Genomic DNA, 20,245 nt, shown 5'->3' with positions numbered 1-20,245 from the left:
ACTAATGGGTAGTTGTAATTGGCGCAAGCTGGGCCTTTGTAATATTCTTCAAATCATTAAGCTGAACATGCATTTGCATGCCTATTTTTCCTGCACTTACAATGATACTGCCTTGTTGTTGAGCAGTTTCATCGATTACCGTAGGATATAATTTTTTCATGCCTACCGGCGAGCATCCACCACGGACATATCCTGTATAACTAAGTAAATCTTTTACAGGTAGCATATCAATCTTCTTTTCTCCAACTACCTTTGCGGCAGCCTTTAAATCCAGTTCGTCAGCCACTGGAATAACAAATACAAAGAGCTTGTGGGCACTTGCCCTTGCTACTAATGTTTTAAAAACACGAGCAACCGGCTGCCCAATTTTTTCGGCAACAGACACACCGTCCACTTGACCGTCGCCAATTTCATATTCAATCACATCGAATTTGATTTTTTGCTGCTCTAATAATCTTATCGCATTTGTTTTGGCATGCTTTGCCTTCGCCATAACCGTAATCTCCTATCTACAACATTAGGCTATCAAAGAGAACATAGAATCATTGCCTGGACGATAGCCATTTTTCGTCATTTGAACATGTGCTGCATACTTTTCAGTTGCCTGTTTGAAGGCTCTCAATTTTAAAGCAGCGTCATGGCTCTTACCGAAAATTGTATCTGCAAATGGGTCCAATTTCAATTCCTTTGAGAAACGTTCAGGAACCTTTACTGTAGTCACTTCATTGTCAAAAGGTTGGTTTTGTTCATCTATTGCGTCAACGGTAGAGTTGGCTTCATGTAAAATATGCTGAATTTGAGCATCCACGTTTTCTGCTAAACGTATATCTTGAGCAGAAGGCTTTGACGGTGATAATGCTGCATTTCGCACCTGCTCTAAAACCTGTAATGTATCATTCATATCTGGATTATTTACAACAGGTGATCCGTCATGATGACCAATTGCCCATTTATAAGCTTGCTCATGTGCATGAACATTCTTTGAAGTTTGCTGTAAATCTTCCATAATGGCCTGCTGTTGGGGTGTTACTACTTCTGCATCTTCTTGTTGTTGCTCATATAAATCTTGATCTGTGCGTCCTAATAGTAGGTTTTCAAGCTCAAGCAATAATGGATTTTTCTTTGGTTGAAAATACATTGCATTTTTTCGATATGCATCTCCCGCTTCTTTGCGCTGCAAGAACTTTTTTCGATTAAATGGTGATGATAATCTATCTTGCTCCATTGAATTATATATTTTCATAGTTTTCACCTCATCCTTCTATCTTCATATGCTATTTTGTTACTAGATATGAACATTTTTTATCACTATATCTATTCCTTCGAAACAGCTTCTGTACACTTATTATCGGAATTTTCATTATTAAATTCAAGTATAAATGACTACTAACCACCTAAAGGGGTACAAATTAATATCATTTTTAGATATAAATACCTAATTTCAAAGGATATATGCTTCAGTCCTTTAGTACTTTCATTTCGATTTCAATAAAATTTACTACCATTCGCACAAAATAAATAGTGTTAATAAATAAAAAAAACAGCCTCTATATAAACCGGCTGCTTTCCTATTTTTTCGGTGTAATCAATAGACCCTTATAAGCTAAATAACCGAGCCATGCACCAATAGTATTTAAAATTAAATCATCAATATCCGCAGATCCTACTGTAAAAATAAATTGGATCGTTTCCACACTAAGGCTGGCAAAAAAGCCTAAGCAAAGTATAACGCCTGCTTTGCGGAATCTCTTCGAGAGTAATGGCAGTAAAAAGCCCATAGGGGTGAAAATTAATAAATTACCAAGTAAGTTAATAATTATCGTATCCCAATTAAAATATTGAGAGTAGTTTATATAACGGAAAATCGTTTCAAAGGGTATAAAATTAGTAGTTAATCGCCAACTACTGTAATCAAACAGCCCTAAGTCACCGACGGAATAATCACCTTCCCATAACACAACGACTACATTAACTAAACGATCGATGACCAATTTATAAAAAGCCAAACAAGAATAGATGCTAAATAACATCCAACCCACTATTTTTATTGGTAAATAATATGTATCAATAACATCTCGATATGGTAATGGGAGCTTGGCATTACCTTGAACATCCGTTATGTTGTTTTTTGACATGCTAAACACCCGCTTCCCTTTATTCCTTCCCATATTTTAATATGCTCCTTAAGACCATGCAAGTAGCTGTTAACTATTTATCGACTAAAAAGGGCTGCCTCCTGAAAGAGAGACAGCCTTCCCATAAGTATTTATACTGGATTTACCCCATGCTTACGTTGTGAGAAAAGTAAGTATTTTGACATGTAAAGCTCTAAACGATTTTCAAGCACCTTCCGTAAATCATTTGGCTCAATTACATCATCAATAATTAATTCTGATGCTAATCGATACACATCAATTTCTTCTTGGTACTCTTTTCGTTTTTCAGCTATAAAGCTTGCTTGCTCCTCTTTCGGAAGCTCGGCAATTTTATTTGCATAAACTGCATTGACTGCAGCTTCTGGACCCATTACTGCAATTTGAGCATTTGATAATGCGATACAGCAGTCTGGCTCAAAGGCAGGACCAGCCATGGCATATAAGCCAGCACCATATGCTTTACGAACAATTACCGTTAGCTTTGGAACAGTTGCTTCACTCATTGCAAAGATCATTTTTGCGCCATGACGGATAATACCAGCTTTTTCGACCTGTGTGCCGATCATAAAGCCTGGAACATCCGCCAAGAATAGAAGGGGTATATTGAAAGCATCACAAAGAGAAATGAACTTGGCCGCTTTATCAGCAGAATCGTGGAATAATACGCCTCCCTTAACGCGAGGTTGATTCGCGATAATCCCTACTGATTGCCCCTTAATACGTGCAAGACCAGTAATTAATTCCGGTGCGAATAATTTCTTCACTTCACAAAACGAATCTTCATCAATGATACGTTCAATTAACTTATACATATCAAAAGGAACGTTTTGGTTTTGTGGTATCAATTCCTCAATCGATTTATCGAATGTAGCTGGTGGTTTAGGTGCCTCTACTTTGCACCGTTCTGCATAGTTATTAGGGAAATAGCTTAAATATTTACGAGCATAGGCAATGGCCTCTTGTTCTGTTTTGGCTAGCACATCTCCACAACCGGAAACTGAACAGTGCATTTTTGCGCCACCCATCGTTTCTAAATCTACTTTCTCTCCAATAACCATTTCAGCCATACGAGGAGATCCTAAATACATAGATGCGTTCCCTTCAACCATGACAACGATATCACAAAATGCAGGGATGTAGGCACCACCTGCCGCAGACGGTCCGAATAGTAGACAAATTTGTGGTACTTTACCTGATAACTTGACTTGGTTGTAGAAAATGCGACCCGCGCCCCTTCTACCTGGGAACATTTCTAGCTGATCTGTAATACGTGCACCTGCTGAATCAACTAAATATAGTAACGGACAGTTAAGTTTTTCTGCAGTTTCTTGAATACGGATCATCTTTTCAACCGTACGCTTTCCCCATGACCCTGCTTTAATCGTTGAGTCATTAGCTAAAACACAAACGGTACGACCATGAATTTTACCAATTCCTGTGACAACACCATCAGCAGGTAAATCGCCTGCCAAACAATTTGCATAAAGGCCATCCTCTGATTGAAGACCATCATCTAATAATAATTCAAGACGTTCACGTACAAATAGCTTCCCTTGCTGTGCATTTTTGTCATGATATTTTGGTAAACCACCAGAAAGAATTTTACCTTTCATTGTAGGTGGCGTGTTTTCTGTTGAAATATTGCTCATGTTTAATTCCTCCCTTTGCCCATTCAATTACGCCAAATTATTTTTTAGCGCCCCTATTCCCCTTTGTCAATGCGCCAAAAAATCAATGAGAATGCGCTTAGATTTCCGTCAGTGTGATTAATCTGATTGGATTCTTTCTTTATTTTCCTGAATATTGTGGTGCTCGCTTCTCTTGGAAGGCTAGTAGCCCCTCTAATCGGTCCTCTGTAGGGATCAGTGCACTATATGCAAGTGACTCAATTTTTAAACCAGTAGCTAAATCTACCTCAACACCCTGATTCATAGCCACTTTAGCCTGTACTAGCGATAATGGTGCATTTTTTGCCATTTCTAGAGCAAGCTGCTGTGCCCTTTCCATTATCTCATGTGCCTCATGAACATATTCAACGATGCCATAATTTTTAGCTTCCTCAGCATTTAAGCGACGCGCTGTATAAATTAATTCCTTTGCCTTCCCAAGACCAATTAGTCGAGGAAGTCGTTGCGTTCCTCCTGCCCCCGGAATAATACCGAGAGAGGTTTCAGTGAGACCTAACTTAACATGTGCTGCTGCGACACGTAAATCGCAAGCTAAAGCTAATTCTAGACCGCCACCAAAGGCTACTCCATTTAGCACCGCAATGACAGGCTGAGCGAGTGTCTCCACTTTTGCCACTGTGGCACCAATCAACTGTACGATTTGCTTCACTTGTCGATCGGACATACCTTTGCGTTCTTTTAAATCAGCCCCAGCACAGAATGCTTTTTCTCCAGCACCTGTTAGTAAGACTACTCGCACTGTCGGATCTCCGTTGATTTGATCAAGCGTATCAGATAGCTCTCGCAGTAACTGTACAGACATCGCGTTCGCAGCCTCTGGTCTTAAAAGGGTAATAAGTCCAATACTTCCCTCCAGTAATTCAAAGCGAACAAGTTGAGTCATAATGGATTCGCACTCCTTTCATTACGGACAATCGCCATTTGCTTTGAAGCTACAGCTTTGCCTAATTTCTGTTCAATAAAGAGTGCAGCCTCTAATATTTTTTGTCGATCTACACCGGTTTGAATGCCCATTTCATCAAATAAATATAATAAATCTTCGGTGGCTACATTACCTGAAGCCCCCTTGGCATATGGACAGCCACCTAGACCGCCAAGCGCACTATCAAATTTGGTTACGCCCATCTCTAAAGATTTCATAATGTTAGCCAGCGCCGTGCCACGTGTATCATGAAAATGCATAGCAAAATTATTTGCGGAATATCTTTTTAATAGTTCCTCTAAAAGATGCTCAACTTGAGTGGGTACACCAACGCCAATCGTGTCACCAAGTGAGATCTCTGTTACACCCATTTCCAATAATTTATCTGTAACACGCAGTACTTTATCAGGATGTATATATCCTTCATAGGGACAGCCAAGAACTGTGGAGATATAGCCTCGAACCTTTTTCTTTGACGCTTTAGCTCCTAATACTACTTCCTCTAAAATAGGAAATGTTTCGTCTATGGTTTTGTTAATATTACTTTGGTTATGACTTTCACTAGCAGACATAAATATACTTACTTCATCTACTTCAGCCTGTAACGCCCTTTCTAGCCCTCGCATATTAGGTACAAGTGCTGCATAAGTAATATCCTTGTTCCTTTTAATGGCTTGAAGAACCTCGACAGCATCCGCCAACTGTGGAATCCATTTCGGATGTACAAATGAAGTCACCTCGATGTAATTTAATCCAGTTTGGCTTAACAAATTCACTAATTGTATTTTATCTGCTGTTGTAATATGTGTTTTTTCATTTTGTAAACCATCACGGGGACCGACTTCTTTCATTACGACATGCTTAGGTAGCTGCATTAAGAGGCCTCCTCTTATTCAATTTCTAAAATATCATCATCAACGTTAATGAAATCTCCTTCATTGGCGATAATTTTTGTTACCACGCCATCTTCTTCTGCTGCAATCGGAATTTCCATTTTCATTGATTCTAAAATTGCTACATCTTGACCTGCCGTTACTTTCTCACCTTCTGCTACGACGATTTTCCATACTGTACCTGCCATGCTTGCTTTTACTGTTGCCATCATCATTCACTCCTACTTTTAAATTAATTATGCATTCGCCCTCTATATGAAGGGCGAATGCTCTTCAATACTTACTTTGACTCTGCTAATTGTGGTAAATAAAATTGTTCGACAAATTTTGTAGTCGTATAGCCTTTTAAAAACTGTTCATGTGTAACAGTTTTTAGCAGCATCGGAATATTCGTTTGAATACCCTCCACTTTATATGCTTTCAGTGCTTGGATTAATCTTTCACAGGCAATGTCCCTTGTTTCTCCCCACACTACCAATTTACTAATCATTGGATCATAAAATGGTGTAACTGCTGAACCTGTCTCTACACCACACTCATGTCGAACCCCTTCGCCTGTTGGTAATTCTAGAGCTGTGATTGTACCAGGAGACGGGAAAAATGTAGAAGGATTTTCAGCGTATATACGCACTTCAATCGCATGACCCTGTTTCGTAATACTTTCTTTTGTATATGAAAGGGGTTGCTGTGCAGCGATTTTTAATTGCTCCTCTACTAAATCAAGTTTTGTAATTTCCTCTGTCACAGGATGCTCTACTTGTAATCTTGTATTCATTTCTAAGAAATAAAAGTTTTGATCCTCATCTACCAAATACTCAATCGTTCCAGCGTTGACATAGCCAATATGCTTCGCTGCCTTCACTGACGCTTCTAGCATCTTATCTCTTGTCTCCTGTGAAATGAATGGTGAGGGTGCTTCTTCTACTACTTTTTGATTTCTTCGTTGAATCGAACATTCACGTTCAAATAACGGAACCACATTGCCTTGATGATCGGCAATAATTTGTACTTCAACATGGTGAGGGTTAGCAATAAATCTCTCCATGTACATCGTGCCATCACCGAAAAATGACTGTGCACGTTTTTGATTTCCCTCAAATGCTTTTGCTAGCTCCTCTGTATTTTCAACAAGTTGCATACCGATACCGCCACCGCCTGCCGATGCCTTTAACATAATAGGATAGCCTAAACGTTCAGCGATTTCAGTAGCTTCTTCTGCATCCTTTACAGGTGTCTCTACACCCTCTACAATGGGAACACCTGCAGCTTTCATTGTTTTACGTGCCTCTAATTTACTTCCCATTGATGCAATAACATCAGCACTTGGTCCAATAAAAATTAGACCTTCCTCTTCACAGCGCTTTGCAAACTCTGTATTTTCTGATAGTAGTCCATAGCCAGGATGAACAGCCTCGACGCCATTTTCTAGTGCAATTTCTAGAATACGTTCTATATTTAAATAGCTTTGTGCTACAGGTGGTTTCCCTACACAGTACGCCTCATCTGCATCCTTCACATGTAAGCTTTCAGCATCTGCCTCAGAATAAATAGCAACCGTATGAATATTTAGGCGCCTGCATGTTCTGATAATACGTCTAGCAATCTCCCCACGATTTGCAATTAATACTTTATTGAACATATTCACTGCCCCTCCTTATCTGACGGTCATGACAAAATCTTCTCGTAATTTATATTTTTGAACCTTTCCTGAAGCAGTCATTGGATAATGATCGATAAAGAAAATATGTTTTGGGATTTTATGTCTAGAGATTTTATCCCGACAATATTCTCGAATCTCCTCTTCTGTTGCCTGCTCACCTTCTCGTAAAATAATCCAAGCTGCCGCTTCCTCCCCATACACAGGATCAGGAACGCCAGCAACCTGAACATCTGATATTTTCGGATGTGTATAAAGAAACTCCTCCATTTCACGAGGATATAAATTTTCACCACCGCGAATAATCATATCTTTTAAACGACCGGTTACACGGACATAGCCCGCTTCATCCATCGTTGCCAAATCACCCGTATGCAGCCAGCCATCTTGATCAATGGCAAGATCGGTTTCCTCTTGGTTTTTATAGTAGCCTTTCATTACATGGTAGCCTCTTGTACATAGCTCGCCTTGTTCATTTGTAGGTGCTTCCTCATTTGTCCCAGGAACTACAATTTTCGCCTCTAAGTTTGGTAAGGCACGGCCAACCGTCTCCACCTTTAGTGCTAACGGGTCATCCGTTCTCGTTTGCGTAATAACTGGGGATGATTCTGTTTGACCATAGCAAATCGTAATATCTGTCATACCCATTTTCTCAATCACTGCTTTCATTACCTCTATCGGACAATTAGAGCCCGCCATGACTCCTGTCCGTAGAGTTGAAAGATTGAAAGACTCAAAATTCGGTAAATTAAGCTCACTAATGAACATCGTTGGTACGCCATGTAATGCTGTGCACTTTTCTTGCTGAACCGTCCTTAGCACCTCTTCAGGTGAAAATTCTTGTACTGGCACCATCGTTCCACCACTAGTTGTAATTGCTAATGTTCCAATAACACAGCCAAAACAATGGAAAAATGGAACAGGTATGCAGAGGCGATCCTCTGCTGTTAACCGCATACACTCTGCAATGTTGACCGCGTTGTTCACTAAGTTAAAATGTGTAAGCATCACACCTTTAGGAAAACCTGTTGTACCAGACGTATATTGAATATTAATCACATCATCATAATGAAGAGATTGCTCTCTTTGTTCTAATTGTTCCTCGGTCACCTGATCAGCCGCTGCTACTACATCGGACCAATTTAATACACCGGGATACTTAGTCTCGCCGATTAAAATAACATTTTTTAATAAAGGTAGTCGCTTTGATTGCAAATTACCTGGTTCACAATGTTCAAGCTCCGGACATAACTCTTGAAGTGTATGGATAAAAGAATGGTCTCGATAATTTTCAATTAAAAATATCGTTTTGGCATCAGACTGCTTTAATAAATACTCCAACTCACTAGCTCGATAATTAGTGTTTACCGTAACGATTGGAGCTCCCATTTTCCCTGTACCAAATTGAAGCTGTACCCACTCAGGAACATTGGTCGTCCATACAGCAATATGGTCTCCTTTTTCAATTCCTAAAGCCATTAAGCCCCTTGCTACCAATCGCGCTTGACGATTTAGCTGCTCATAAGTCATTCGGAAATTTCTATCAGCATAGACCAAAGCCTCGTTCTGCGGGTACTTTTTAGATTGTTCATCTAGCAATTGACCAATTGTTTGATACACAAGCTCTGCCATGAAGATCCCCCTTGTTTATGCTATTAAACTTCTTTCAGCAATGAGATGAATGCGGATTTAAGCTACTTTTCAGCAGGTGTCTCGGTATCAGAAAGAAGTGCTCTATGCAGCACAAAGCTGATCCCAGACACAATGAGTTGAAAATCATTAACAGCCAATTAAACGAGAAATAACAAGACGTTGAATTTCAGATGTTCCTTCACCAATTTCCATTAATTTAATATCACGTAAATGACGTTCTACATCGTATTCTTTCATATATCCAGAACCGCCATGAATTTGAATGGCTTGATTACACGTACGGAAGCCCATTTCAGAAGCAAATAATTTAGCCATTGCTGCTTCTTTACCAAATGGTTTCTTTTGATCTTTTAGCCATGCCGCTTTATGTACAAGCGTACGAGCAAGCTCTATTTCCATCGCCATATCTGCTAATTTAAATTGAATGGCCTGTAGCTTCGAAATAGGTGCACCAAATTGCTCGCGTTCTTTTGCGAACTTCAGTGCCTTCTCATAAGCCGCCTGTGCAATTCCGACAGAAAGAGCTGCAATTGAAATACGACCACCATCTAAAGTGTTTAAAAACTGGCTAAATCCTCGCTTTTCATCGCCTAATAGATTGGTTCTAGGAACGCGAACATTTTGTAAAACAATCTCACATGTATTAGAACCTCGGACACCCATTTTGTCGTAGTTACAATTAATCGTTACACCTGGAGTATTCGTTGGCACAATAATAGAAGAAATAATCTTTTTGCCATCCTCACGTTTACCAGTCACCGCAGTTACAATAATTTGTCGAGCGTATCCTGCATTGGTAATCCAGCATTTTTCTCCATTAATAACGTAATCATCTCCATCAATGACGGCTGTAGTGCGTGTACCGCCTGCATCTGAACCTGCATTAGGCTCTGTTAAACCGAATGATCCTAATGTCTCACCCTTTGCCAATGGAACAAGAAATTCCTGCTTTTGCTCCTCCGTACCAAAGTTGTAAATTGGCGAAGCTCCTAAGCTAACAGCAGCTGCATAACTTAAGCCCGTGCCCCCACATGCACGGCCAATTTCCTCTACAGCTAAAGCGTAGGACACCGTATCACCACCTGAGCCACCATATTCTTCAGGAAATGGGATACCCAATAAGCCTAGTTCTGCCATCTTTTTAAAGCTTTCTATTCTCATCGTCGATGTCTCATCAACCTCACGAGCATACGGTTTAATCTCTTTCTCAGCAAAATCACGTACCATGTCTCGAATCATCACTTGCTCTTTTGTTAATTCAAAATTCATCCCTAATCCCCCTAATGTCAAATTTGCCATAGTAGATTTAGCTCAAAGATAATTTACTTCAAGTAAATACCGACTAGTCGGTTTGTAAAAGCAAATAATAAAACCAGTGTTTTCTACTGGCTACCCCTTTATCATAAATTGCTTTGCTTCATCCATTGCTTGTTCTGTCACAATCGCACGCAATACCATGTCGGTAAAAACATCTGTAATTTGCTCCATAGTTAATGGCCCAGATTGCTTAAACCATTTATATGTCCAGTTAATCATCCCCACAATCGCCATCGTAACAATGGTACAAGGCAATTCTGTACGAAAAACTTTCGTTTCTTGGCCTTCTGCTATCACTTTTTGCAAGATGTCCCGATAATGATCTCGTTTTTTATGAATAATCTCACTATACTCCTCTGAGAGTGAACGACTTTCTTCATAAAAGATTGTAATATGCGCTTGATACATATCAAATACTTGTGTCAGCGTTTGTAGCATCGCACATAACCGTGTAATGGGCGTGCCGTATTTGTCATATGCATCCTGTGATTGTTGAATAACATACGAAATAAAGACATCATGAATTTCATACAGCAATTCATCTTTTGATTTAAAATTATGATAAAATCCACCCTTTGATGCCCCTATATATTCAACGATACGATCAACAGTTACATTGTGATAACCATCCTGCTGAAACAGCTCAACTGAAGCCTCTACAATTCTTTGCTTTAATGTTTTCTTTACCATAGGCCCTATCATCCTTCATCTAGCTCTATACTCCATCACTCCTTATAATCAGGAAAAACAACTCTCTTTCATAAAAGTATTCTTTTTTTTCCTAATTATAAAAATACTATGACAATATAAATATAGCATTCTCAAAATTTGGTGTCTAGCAACAAATAGATTTTTCCTTTTAAAACGAGCATAAAAATAACATTAAACAGAATTTAAAGAACCACAAACACATACATACCATATGTGATCCAACTCAAATTCATGACAATTTTTTATATCCGCTTTTCTTTATCCATTAAAACCATTTTCCACTGCTGTTCAACTGCTAACCCCCTCAACCTATGCTATATTTATTAACATGGAACTATGAAAGGGTGTTAACAATGGCAAAAAGCGTAGTAATTGCTGAAAAGCCTTCTGTAGCACGTGATATTGCGCGTGTACTGAAGTGTAATAAAAAGGGAAATGGCTTCCTTGAAGGAGATAAATACATTGTTACTTGGGCGCTTGGACATCTTGTCACACTAGCTGACCCAGAGAGTTATGATGTGAAATATAAAACGTGGAATCTTGAAGATTTACCCATGCTACCTGAACGCTTAAAGCTGTCGATCATTAAACAAACAGGAAAGCAATTTAATGCGGTCAAAAGCCAGCTTATTCGCAACGATGTTCATAATATCATTATTGCTACTGATGCCGGACGTGAGGGTGAATTAGTAGCTCGTTGGATTATTGATAAAGTAAAAATCAAAAAGCCACTTCAACGTTTATGGATTTCATCTGTAACTGATAAAGCGATTAAAGATGGCTTTGCTAATCTAAAACCAGGGAAGGCTTATGATAATCTTTATGCTTCGGCTGTAGCCCGCTCTGAGGCAGATTGGTATATTGGACTGAATGCTACACGTGCTTTAACTACCCGTTTTAATGCACAATTGAACTGTGGTCGTGTACAAACACCAACAGTAGCGATGATTGCCTCTCGTGAAGATGAAATTAAAAACTTTAAAGCTCAAACTTATTATGGTATAGAAGCTCAAACAACGGATCATTTAAAGCTTACTTGGCAGGATCGAAATGGTAATAGCCGCAGCTTTGATAAAGAAAAAATAGAAACATTAGTGAGAAAGCTTGGGAATAGCAATGCTACCGTAGCAGACATTGAAAAAAAACCTAAGAAATCATATGCACCAAGCCTTTATGATTTAACAGAGCTGCAGCGTGATGCCAATAAAATCTTTAGCTACTCTGCGAAGGAAACATTGAATATTATGCAAAAGCTTTACGAACAACATAAAGTGTTAACTTATCCACGTACGGATTCCCGCTTTATTTCTCAGGATATCGTTGCTACTATACCTGAACGTTTAAAGGCATGTGGTATTGGTGAGTATCGCCCAATCGCTAATAAATTACTAGCTAAACCGATAAAACCAACAAAAGCCTTTGTTGATGATAGTAAGGTTTCTGATCACCATGCAATCATTCCAACAGAGGGCTATGTGAATCTTTCTGCATTCTCAGATAAGGAACGTAAAATTTATGACCTTGTCGTGAAACGCTTCCTAGCTGTGTTACTTCCTGCTTTCGAATATGAGCAACTAACGCTGCGTGCAAAGATTGGTGATGAAAGCTTTATTGCTCGTGGGAAAACAATTTTATCCGCTGGTTGGAAGGAAGTATATGAACATCGCTTTGATGATGAGGACACAGCAGATGATGTGAAGGAGCAAATACTTCCACGCATTGATAAGGGAGATGTGCTAAAAGTTAAACTGCTTGCTGAAACATCTGGTCAAACAAAACCACCAGCTCGTTTTAATGAAGCAACATTATTATCAGCCATGGAAAATCCGACAAAATATATGGCGACTAATGATAAAAAGTTAGCAGATACATTAAAATCTACTGGTGGGCTTGGTACAGTGGCAACACGCGCTGACATTATTGATAAGCTTTTCAATTCATTCTTAATTGAGAAACGCGGTGGCAAGGATATTTATATTACTTCTAAAGGCCGTCAATTACTGGATTTAGTGCCAGAGGAATTAAAATCCCCTGCCCTCACAGCAGAGTGGGAGCAAAAGCTTGAACTTATTGCAAAGGGCAAGCTCAATAAAGATGTATTTATTAATGAAATGAAAAACTATACAAAAGAAATTGTCACGGAAATTAAGGGCAGTGATAAAAAATATAAACATGACAATATTTCTACTAAGTCTTGTCCAGATTGCGGTAAACCAATGCTCGAGGTAAATGGCAAAAAAGGTAAAATGCTTGTCTGCCAGGATCGCGAATGTGGCCATCGTAAAAATGTGTCACGTACTACTAATGCACGCTGTCCGCAATGTAAGAAGAAATTAGAATTACGTGGTGAAGGGGATGGCCAAATTTTTGTATGTAAATGTGGCTATCGTGAAAAACTTTCTGCCTTTGAAGCAAGACGGAAAAAAGAAGGCGGAGGCAAGGTTGATAAACGTTCCGTACAAAAATACTTAAAGCAGCAAAATAATGAGGAACCTGTAAACAATGCACTTGCGGAAGCCTTAAAAGGTTTAAAGTTAGATTAACAATAAAGAGCAAATTCACACCGAATGTGAATTTGCTCTTTTATTATGCATACTCAAATCCACTAAACATATCTTGAATTAACAGAATATTCTATATATAAAAGGAGGTTTTTAATGGAAGCAAAAAATTTTAGGCCTCGTAATGTGATTTTTATGACGATTGTTGTTGGTGTATCTGTGTTAATTGGTCAAGCTATTTATGTCTTGTTTATTGATGTACCATTCCCTTAATAGAGATTTATATCTTTAAGCGACTGAGTAGATATTTTTCATTTTCTTTGATTTCTGAATGATTGGGTTTCCACTTTCGTGCCTCTAGGTTATGTTGATAGGCATTTTCGAATAACCGTAATTCCCTATATAACAGACTTAGTTGTAAATGAGGTAGCCATGTTGAGTAAGCTCGTTTTTGAATAGTCATTGAATCGACGGAAGCTTGTTGCAAAGCTTGGGAGTACCAATAGATAGCTTCTTTATGTTTTGATTGCTCCATAAAAAATTGGCCCATTCGGCAACATGCTTCTGGCTTTGGTCGATCATACAAAAAAGATTGTAAAATAGCTTGTTGAGCGTGATGATCATCCTGTAACAATCGATAGCATTCCCCTATATGCAAACATGCTTCAATGCGATCATCTGTAGCACCTAATTCGCTATCTAGAAATGTATTGTATTGATTTATGGCTTCTAAATAACGGTTATGCAGCTTTAATTCATTTGCATAATGAAATGAATCCCTTGCTGAAAGAGTATGTCCCTTTTGAATTAAACCTTCGTAGATACATAAGTTGCGATGAATATCCTTTGTTAACGGTAAATGTGTGACAGCTATATCACTGTGAAGGTGCTGACCAGATACCTTTAAATATTCATGGACAGCGCCCTGCCATTGAAAGTGATTGCCTCTTTTTACTAGACGATACTTTCGCTCACTGCACTCCACTACCCCATCGTCATCTAGTACTAGGTAATGATCCATAGTGACGGTATCAACCGTTGGATACAATGATTGCTTTAGTAGTAATAATTTATGTTGGTTTTCCTTTGTCATAATATCGTCTGCGTCTAGCCATAAAATATAATCATTTGTTGCCTGCTGAAAGGAAAAATTGCGTGCATTTGCAAAATGATCACACCATGGAAAATCAAAAATGCGAGAGGTATAATTTTGGACAATATCTTTTGTACGATCAGTTGAGCCTGTATCAATAATATTCATCTCATCCACTATATGCCGAACCGAATCTAAGCATCTTTCAATCGTACATTGTGCATTTTTAACAATCATACATAAACTAATCGATACCATCTGTCCCCTCCTTATCATGTAGTAATATACTATGCTAGTTCATCCATTTATCAAAACAATTTTTCGATATCATCTCACTTTTAGGGCTGACATGGGAAATAAAAAAAACGAACGCTATCCACGCTCGTTTTTTCGTTCTATAAATATTGCTCACGCCACATCAATTGTTCTTTATCAGTAAGTTGTTGTTCTAGACAGTGGTCCCATTGATTTAATAACATATTCCACACACGAACAAATAGTATATCTTGCTCCTTATCGTAAAGGATAAATTCTAAGCATGGACTATCATTAATTTGTTGGGCTTCTACTTCAACAACTCTTGCGATTATTCTTTGTGAGTTGCCTGTGTCTTCTTTATCCACTTCTTGTAAGGCAGCTATAATGAGTGATTCATCAAATTGCTCCTGTTGTTCAGCTTCCTTATCTACATAACGATAAAGCTCTGGTAACTCATCGTATTCATCATTATTTACATCACTAGTCAAAAATGATTGATGACAAGGACTAAAGTAAAGAGTGGATGCTTCTACCTCAAGCTCCTCTTCAAAGATACCTTGTTCAAGCTGTTGCTGTCCTTTTTCTGTTAGCTTAAAGAAGCCTTCCTCATTTTTCATAAGACCTACGCGAATCATTAAAGACATCAGGTCTTCGATAAATAATGGATCTACAAGCAATAATTCGCTCAATTCTTCCACATTTCCAAAATCCGCCTCTTGAATGCTCAGTAGCAGCATGGTCATTAAGACATCCATCGTGGAACGGCGAACTGGCTCGTACGTTACATCCACTGTACGAATTGGAATACACCATTCAGCAGTTTTGACAATTTTTATATTGCGATTTTGTTGCAGCTCACGCATTAATCGTTGCTGTAATTTTGACACTCTACATCACCAATCCTTCATGATTACGCAAGCCTTCGTAGGATTTTACAGTATTTAATAACTGGGCATACATATCTCTTGTATCTTGATGTTTTGCACGTTTCGCAAACATGTCTGCACTTCCTACAAGTAGTAGTAACTCCCGAGCACGGGATAGAGCTACATTTAAGCGACGATAATCTCTTGCAAAGCCAATATCTCCACCTTTTGGTGTATTACGAACCATACTGACGAGAATTACGTCCATCTCCATACCTTGGAATTTATCAACTGTCCCCGTTCTAAATTGTAAATGCGGCAACTGTAGCTCCTGCTGTAGGAGACGATTTATTTTCTTCACTTGCTCACCGTAGAAGCTAATGACTCCAACACTTTTCAAGGCATCCTGTGGCATACGCCCTGCTTCTTTTGCTGCCTTCACTGCATCATTTAGATCTAGCAAAATACGACGAATTATTTGTAATTCCCCTTCATTATAACGGCTTGTGCCTCCCTTTACCTGTTCCTCTAAATAAGGTTTTTCAGTTGGAATATCAATCCATAATAAATGGTCATCACGTTTGACAAATTGTCCCTCTAATCCATGATCTCTCGCCGAATCTGAGTCTGGCAAGCCACATTGCAAGCCATTTTCTTCTTGCGCGTAAAATGGGGTAATACTTTGCATAATTTTTTCATGCATGCGGTATTGAAGAGCTAGCATTTGCTTATGGGTTTGAGGCAGATTATTGAATAAGCGCTCAAATAATGATTCACGTAGTAAACTTTTCAATTCTTGTGCGCCTTCAAAATTTGGATTTTCTTCTAGCATCGCCTTCAATGTTTCCTCCAATGTATCGTCACCAAGTAGGGGTGGTAGCTGGTGATGATCCCCTACCAAAATAACCTTTTTCCCCTTCAGCATTGGTAATAATAATTCTGGCGGTGTTGCCTTTGAGACTTCATCAATAATGACAACATCAAAGGTTGGGTAATTTTCCATAAACTCTTTACTCGCCGAAGCTACACATGTGGTACCAATAACATTTGCATGTCGTACATACAATTTTCTAATTTCATCTAAATCATATTCAGTAGCGTTTTGTAGTTTTTCTCGCCATTGCTCTTGCAATTTTTTTCGAAGCGGTAGTTGTTTTTCCTGACGCTGTAAATCTTCAATAGCTTGCTTTGAAGTTTGAATAGCTACTCTAACCTCTTCTGCTGTTCGCTCTGGTGTCGACTGCAATAGCTTTGTGAATGTGGCCAATTGCTTTTCTTTTTTCAATCCCGCAACATTGATTTCCTTTAACCGCTCTTCCATCTGTGATAGCAGTAGGTCTACTTCCTCCAAGCTAGCTTGTACGGTTTGAAGTGAAGCTTGTTTTGGTACTAATTGAACTCTAGCCTTTTCAACTCGTTCTAGTTGCTGATTGGCTTCCTGAAGAGACTCTCGTAATTGTCCCATAAGAATTTTTAAATATTCAACGGATTCCTCTGGTACTTCTTCTAATAGGAAGTTGCTTGCTAGCTGTTGTAATCGCTCTGTATGCTGTATAAATGGCTGCAATTGCCGCTGAATGCTTTGTACATCAAAGCTTGTAATAGCACACTCTTGATGCAGTAAACTAACAAGATTTTTTCGGAATGACTCGTATTCTTCGTCTTTATGGTCTTGTTGCTGTTTTAGTGCCATTCCTTTTTGCCATACAAAATCACGACGCATATAGAGCCCCAGCAAATAGCTTTCAATTTCATGAATGGCAGGCGTTTGCTCGTCTTGAAACGCCTTGTTTAATTGAGCAAATACACCTGTAAGGTTTTGTAAAGAAAAAGATTGCACAGGCTGTAATCTTGTTTTTGCTTGCGCTTGCTCCTTCACCTCATCCGTCACTAACGCCTCTAGCTTTGCAATGGCTTTTTGGAGACGACTATTAATGGTAGACCATGCCTCTAAATCTTTTGCATCCTCTAGATGTTGTATTCGATTCATTTGCTGCGAAAGGACATGAGAAGGACGAATTTGATAATGCTGTAAATATCGTTGGATACGCTCATAGGACGTCAATGTATGGACATACTTTTGCGCTTCCTTCATGATGATGAGACGATTATTTTCTGTTTCATATTTTTCTTGTATATCTTGGAATTGAACTGTTAATTGCTGTTTTTGCTCCAGCAATTCTTTATATTGAACAGCTGCCTCTAATTGCTCCACTTTTTGTGAAGTCTCTTGAATGGTAAGCTGTAGATTTTCAATTGAAGGATGATCAGCAAGTGTCTGTTCAAGCTGCTGTATAATGGGCTCTATTTGTGCGAGCTGCTTCTCATAATGTTCTTTTTGAGCTTCATATGTCTGTTGCTCTGTTTTGGCAGCTTTTAAGTCTTTTTTTAACGCTTGAATTTCCTGCTGTAAAATTGGTTCTTCAATAGCAGCCTGCTCTTTAGCGGCCATTTCCTGCGTCAATTCCTCAAGCCATAACTCTAATTTTTCAAGCTCAGCTATTGCTTTGGTCAAATTGTCCTTGAACGTCTGCTCACGTTCAGGAAAGACCAAGATTGCTTCTTCAATTGCTGTCAATGTTTGCTCACGCCACTGCAGAGCTACATTTTCTTCAATAAATTTTTTTCCCTCCTCCTCAATACTTTCCGTTCTACCATAGCGTAAAATTCGAATTTCTTGATTGGAAAGAAGCCGTCCTAAAGCATTATCTACCGCTAGATTTGACTGAGATGCAACAAGTGTTTTTAAACCAGCTTTCACATTTTGCTGACAAATCTCTGAAATGACAGTTGTTTTCCCTGTACCAGGTGGACCTTGTATGACAAATAAATCTTCAACGGATAAAGCGCCTAAAACCGCTCGTCTTTGATATTCATTTAAATTATTATGAAATTCAATATCTTCTTGTAGCTTCGATGCTCGTACAGAAGGACGTTTTTCAAATAGGATCGTCTCTAAATTAGGATTAACAGCCTCACCCTTTTCTAACTTGGTAAAGCCATTACGTAATCTTCTAATTTGACTTAATGTTGCAAAGTTGCTGAAGCTCGCTTGTTTCGAACGAAGATTAAGCTGATCCTTGCGAGCTAATTCTTGTGTAAAAGGCTTTAAATCAATTTCAACTGTTTGCTTTCCAGCATGAGTCTTCAACACTTGTCCTATTTCACCACGGACACCTTGAATACTAACACTCAAGCCTTCTAATTGCTTCCATTCCTTATTCTTTATGTAGGGACAAACAAGCGTTAAGCGTGTAAAGTCTTCATTGAAATAGCTTTGCTTAAATTCACTATGAATATCGTCAATAGTCGCATCGCGTTCTTGTATTTTTAAATAACCTTCCCAGCTAGCAACACGTTTTTTTACATATTCAGTCCGTTCTTCCGCAATCGGTAGCTGTCTAATTTTCGTATGAAGCTCAAGTGGAACGCCTGCTCCGTTATTAGGCTTTGTAACAAATTCCAGTGCTGCTGCTAAACGGCGATTTGTGTTAATCGGCCCTCGCATATGCACAAAACGAATATTTGTCGCTAGCAACCCTTCCAGCTTTAATACACAGTCCATAATCACCGTTTTCTCGGAAATACTATCACTTAATTTTTCATTGTCTTCAGCATTAAAATAGATAGATAAAAATATTTCACCCACTGTTTTTGCTTTGCGTTTTTCAATGTAGACTGTAAAAGATCTTTGTAACGCAAAAAAGGCATGCTCGTTTGCTGAGCATTCCTCTACCGCTTCCTTTGCCTTATTAGTCAAAATAAGACAACAGCGTTGTTTTTCTAGTAAAGCGATGTCCTGCATGAGCAGCCCTCCTTCCAGTGTCACTAAAGTTTTATTTTATCACATACTAAAAGAATACTTACAAAGAAAAATCCCCTGCACAGTGATTTCTTACCACAGTGCAAGGGTACTATTAATGTTGATCGATTGTTTCCTTCGGCAAGTTCTTGCTCATCTCACAGTATTGAACAAATACACGCGCTAATTCACGTAAGCGGCTATGAACATCCTCATCCACAATATGATTATCTGCATCAAAATGGGATGTATGTGTATACACATAGTTCGGTGTAACAAGAGCACGGAAGTAGTCTAAAATAGGTTTTAATTGATTTTCTACAACAAGGTGGTGTTGATATGTGCCGCCATTTGCAACTATAGATACAGGTTTATAGCGCATTGTTTTAGGGTGTAGGAAGTCAAATGCATTCTTCAAAACGCCCGGAATTGATGCTTGGAAAATTGGCGTTGCAATAATATAAGCATCCGCTTCCTCAAATTGTTGGATCATTTTCTTCATATCCTCATTTAATGGTGAGCCATCAACAATTTGATGTTTATATTCACTAAAATGCATCATTTCTAAATCGAAACTAGCATCTAATTCTTTAATATATTGTTCCACTTGCTCTAAAATAGCACCGGTTTTTCGACCAAACATCGTGCCATCAACGAGTAAAATTTTCATCTTTACTTTGCCTCCACATTCATCTTCTACAATAATATTGTAACAAATGAAAAGTGGC

16 protein-coding genes are annotated in these 20,245 nt (G+C 38.7%); 1 reads left to right on the top strand and 15 read right to left on the bottom strand.

The genetic code is table 11. The features are described from left to right. Nucleotide 1: 1 nt before the first annotated feature. The 11 genes from ybaK to MKY80_RS02095 all read right to left on the bottom strand — a co-directional run bounded on the left by ybaK (nt 2) and on the right by MKY80_RS02095 (nt 10,976). A complete protein-coding gene (gene ybaK / locus MKY80_RS02145) occupies nt 2-493 on the bottom strand; it encodes a Cys-tRNA(Pro) deacylase (protein ID WP_008176110.1) in 492 nt (163 codons plus the stop codon). A 24-nt stretch (nt 494-517) separates the two neighbouring features. Beyond that, a complete protein-coding gene (locus MKY80_RS02140; RefSeq protein WP_043990083.1) occupies nt 518-1,243 on the bottom strand; it encodes a hypothetical protein in 726 nt (241 codons plus the stop codon). Between the two features lie 325 nt (nt 1,244-1,568). After that, nucleotides 1,569-2,135, bottom strand: a complete 567-nt coding sequence (locus MKY80_RS02135; protein WP_237068739.1) for a VanZ family protein — start codon at nt 2,133-2,135, stop codon at nt 1,569-1,571. A 131-nt stretch (nt 2,136-2,266) separates the two neighbouring features. Then, nucleotides 2,267-3,805, bottom strand: coding sequence for an acyl-CoA carboxylase subunit beta (locus tag MKY80_RS02130; protein WP_342531763.1), 1,539 nt, complete (start codon nt 3,803-3,805; stop codon nt 2,267-2,269). Nucleotides 3,806-3,944: 139 nt separating this feature from the next. Beyond that, nucleotides 3,945-4,727: an enoyl-CoA hydratase gene (locus MKY80_RS02125; RefSeq protein WP_090002456.1), complete on the bottom strand. Its 783-nt coding sequence runs from the start codon at nt 4,725-4,727 to the stop codon at nt 3,945-3,947. Further along, nucleotides 4,724-5,641, bottom strand: coding sequence for a hydroxymethylglutaryl-CoA lyase (locus MKY80_RS02120; RefSeq protein ID WP_008176118.1), 918 nt, complete (start codon nt 5,639-5,641; stop codon nt 4,724-4,726). Before MKY80_RS02120 ends, MKY80_RS02125 begins: the two co-directional genes overlap by 4 nt. 14 nt (nt 5,642-5,655) lie before the next feature. Continuing rightward, on the bottom strand, nt 5,656-5,868 hold the full coding sequence (locus tag MKY80_RS02115) for an acetyl-CoA carboxylase biotin carboxyl carrier protein subunit (RefSeq protein ID WP_031418413.1): 213 nt from the start codon (nt 5,866-5,868) through the stop codon (nt 5,656-5,658). 71 nt (nt 5,869-5,939) lie between these two features. Next, complete coding sequence (locus MKY80_RS02110) at nt 5,940-7,298, bottom strand: acetyl-CoA carboxylase biotin carboxylase subunit (RefSeq protein ID WP_342531759.1); 1,359 nt, start codon at nt 7,296-7,298, stop codon at nt 5,940-5,942. A 15-nt stretch (nt 7,299-7,313) separates the two neighbouring features. Continuing rightward, nucleotides 7,314-8,948, bottom strand: a complete 1,635-nt coding sequence (locus MKY80_RS02105; RefSeq protein ID WP_096363475.1) for an AMP-binding protein — start codon at nt 8,946-8,948, stop codon at nt 7,314-7,316. Between the two features lie 147 nt (nt 8,949-9,095). After that, nucleotides 9,096-10,238 (bottom strand): acyl-CoA dehydrogenase, encoded by a 1,143-nt coding sequence (locus MKY80_RS02100; RefSeq protein ID WP_008176128.1) that lies wholly within the window; start codon nt 10,236-10,238, stop codon nt 9,096-9,098. Nucleotides 10,239-10,358: 120 nt separating this feature from the next. Then, entirely contained in the window at nt 10,359-10,976 is a 618-nt protein-coding gene (locus MKY80_RS02095) for a TetR/AcrR family transcriptional regulator (RefSeq protein WP_043990086.1), read from the bottom strand. Nucleotides 10,977-11,350: 374 nt separating this feature from the next. On the opposite strand from MKY80_RS02095, the gene MKY80_RS02090 reads away from it, so the two are divergent. After that, nucleotides 11,351-13,540, top strand: coding sequence for a DNA topoisomerase III (locus tag MKY80_RS02090; RefSeq protein ID WP_096363472.1), 2,190 nt, complete (start codon nt 11,351-11,353; stop codon nt 13,538-13,540). 238 nt (nt 13,541-13,778) lie between these two features. Here MKY80_RS02090 and MKY80_RS02085 read toward each other — a convergent pair whose 3' ends face one another. From MKY80_RS02085 to MKY80_RS02070, 4 genes are all read right to left on the bottom strand, one after another. Continuing rightward, entirely contained in the window at nt 13,779-14,849 is a 1,071-nt protein-coding gene (locus MKY80_RS02085) for a glycosyltransferase (RefSeq protein ID WP_239354108.1), read from the bottom strand. A gap of 137 nt (nt 14,850-14,986) precedes the next feature. Then, a complete protein-coding gene (locus tag MKY80_RS02080; protein WP_008176137.1) occupies nt 14,987-15,736 on the bottom strand; it encodes a hypothetical protein in 750 nt (249 codons plus the stop codon). Nucleotide 15,737: 1 nt separating this feature from the next. Further along, nucleotides 15,738-19,520 carry an AAA domain-containing protein gene (locus MKY80_RS02075; RefSeq protein WP_239354106.1) on the bottom strand — a complete coding sequence of 1,261 codons (3,783 nt, stop codon included), beginning with the start codon at nt 19,518-19,520 and terminating at the stop codon, nt 15,738-15,740. 112 nt (nt 19,521-19,632) lie between these two features. Beyond that, nucleotides 19,633-20,187 (bottom strand): NADPH-dependent FMN reductase, encoded by a 555-nt coding sequence (locus MKY80_RS02070; protein ID WP_008176141.1) that lies wholly within the window; start codon nt 20,185-20,187, stop codon nt 19,633-19,635. Between the last annotated feature and the right edge of the window lie 58 nt (nt 20,188-20,245).

The organism is Lysinibacillus sp. FSL R5-0849 (genome assembly GCF_038595075.1).
Lineage (GTDB): Bacteria > Bacillota > Bacilli > Bacillales_A > Planococcaceae > Lysinibacillus > Lysinibacillus fusiformis.
Note: the sequence above shows the minus strand (reverse complement) of the source record. Positions and strands in the feature narration are given on the sequence as shown.